Below are 1,487 nucleotides of genomic sequence, written 5' to 3'. Positions count from 1 at the left end.
GGCGCCCTCCGGGGCGCCGCTGCGGGCCCGCGCCGCCCTGGCCAGGGTGATGATCTTCGCGTCCTCGGGGTTCAGCTCGCTCACGTCCCCCAGCGTACGGGTATCGCAAGCGGCACTTGCGGCCGTCCCGGTCACTCGCAAGTCATCGCCAAGCGGTCGGCAAGGGCCGCGAGTGATCCTCGGGGCGTACGGCAACGCTCATCTGGGGGAGAGAAGATGTCCCGTCTGCTTTACCGGCTCGGGAAGGCCGCCGCGCTGCGGCCCTGGCGGTTCATCGCCGCCTGGCTGGCGATCGTCGCGGTGCTGGCGGGCCTCGCGGGTGTCGCGGGAGGCGCCCTGCACGACAACTACACGCTTGAGGGCACGGGGTCGCAGCAGGCCACCGACCTGCTGGAGGAGCGCTTCCCGGCGCTGTCGGGGGCGGACGCCAGGGTCGTGGTGCACGCGCGCTCCGGGGCGGTCGACCAGGCGGCGCTGGCGGCGGCGACCGGGGAGCTGCGCGAGATGCCGCACGTCAGCGTCGTGGACCCGCCGGTGCCGAGCGCGGACGGGACGACCGCGCTGATGACCGTCCGGTACTCGGTGCCGGTCACGGAACTGGAGCCGGGGGAGACCCTCGACCTGCTGAGATCCGCCACGCACGGACTCAGCGACGCGGGGCACCAGGTCGAGTTCGGCGGCCAGGTGCCGGAGAACGTGACGGCGCCGAGCGGTGTCGCCGAGGCGATCGGGGTCGGGGCCGCGCTGGTGATCCTGCTGCTGGCGTTCGGCTCGGTCGTTGCGGCGGGCCTGCCGCTGGTGGTGGCGCTGGCGGGACTGGGCGCCGGGGTGTCGGGGATCACGCTGCTGGCCGCGGTCACCGACGTGGCGACGACGGCGCCGACGCTGGCCACCATGGTCGGGCTGGGCGTCGGCATCGACTACGCGCTGCTCGTCCTGACCCGGCACCGCGAGGGCATGGCGGAGGGGCTCACCGTCCCCGAGTCGGTGGCGCGGGCCAACGCGACCGCCGGCCAGTCGGTGATCTTCGCGGGGTGCACGGTGCTGCTGGCGCTGTGCGGGCTGGTGCTGTCGGGGATCCCGGTGTTCATGACGATGGGGTTCACGACCGGGCTGGTCGTCACCACGACGATGCTGAGCGCGGTCACGCTGCTCCCGGCCGTGCTGGGGCTGGCGGGGCGCCGGGTGCTGCGCCGCCGCGACCGGGCCGCCGGCGCGAGGATCGTCGTGGAGTCGCCGCGGATCCGGCGCTGGGCGGAGCACGTGGGGCGGCGCCCCTGGCCGTGGCTGCTGGCCGCGTCGGTGCTGATGCTGGCGCTGGCCGCGCCCGCGCTCGGGATGCGCACCTGGCCCAGCGACGCCAGCAGCGAGCCGGCGTCCAACACCGTCCGGCAGGCGTACGACCTGACCGCCGACGCCTACGGCCCCGGCGCCAACGGGCCGCTGGCCGTCGCCGTCGACCTCACGAAGGTGGAGCGGGGGGCCCT

General features: G+C 75.0%; 2 protein-coding genes. One reads left to right on the top strand and one right to left on the bottom strand.

The window, feature by feature from the left end:
• Positions 1 to 84 (bottom strand): cytidine deaminase-like protein (locus tag IEZ03_RS39010; protein WP_506269198.1); only part of this gene is annotated, 84 nt, incomplete at its 3' end.
• A gap of 132 nt (positions 85 to 216) precedes the next feature.
• Between IEZ03_RS39010 and IEZ03_RS37665 the strand changes: the two genes are divergently transcribed.
• The coding region (locus tag IEZ03_RS37665) for an MMPL family transporter (RefSeq protein ID WP_229808128.1) at positions 217 to 1,487 on the top strand (1,271 nt) is incomplete at its 3' end.

Source organism: Actinomadura livida (genome assembly GCF_014648675.1).
Lineage (GTDB): Bacteria > Actinomycetota > Actinomycetes > Streptosporangiales > Streptosporangiaceae > Spirillospora > Spirillospora livida.
The sequence above is the reverse complement of the archived record's forward strand: the minus strand, read 5'-3'. Positions and strand labels throughout refer to the sequence as shown.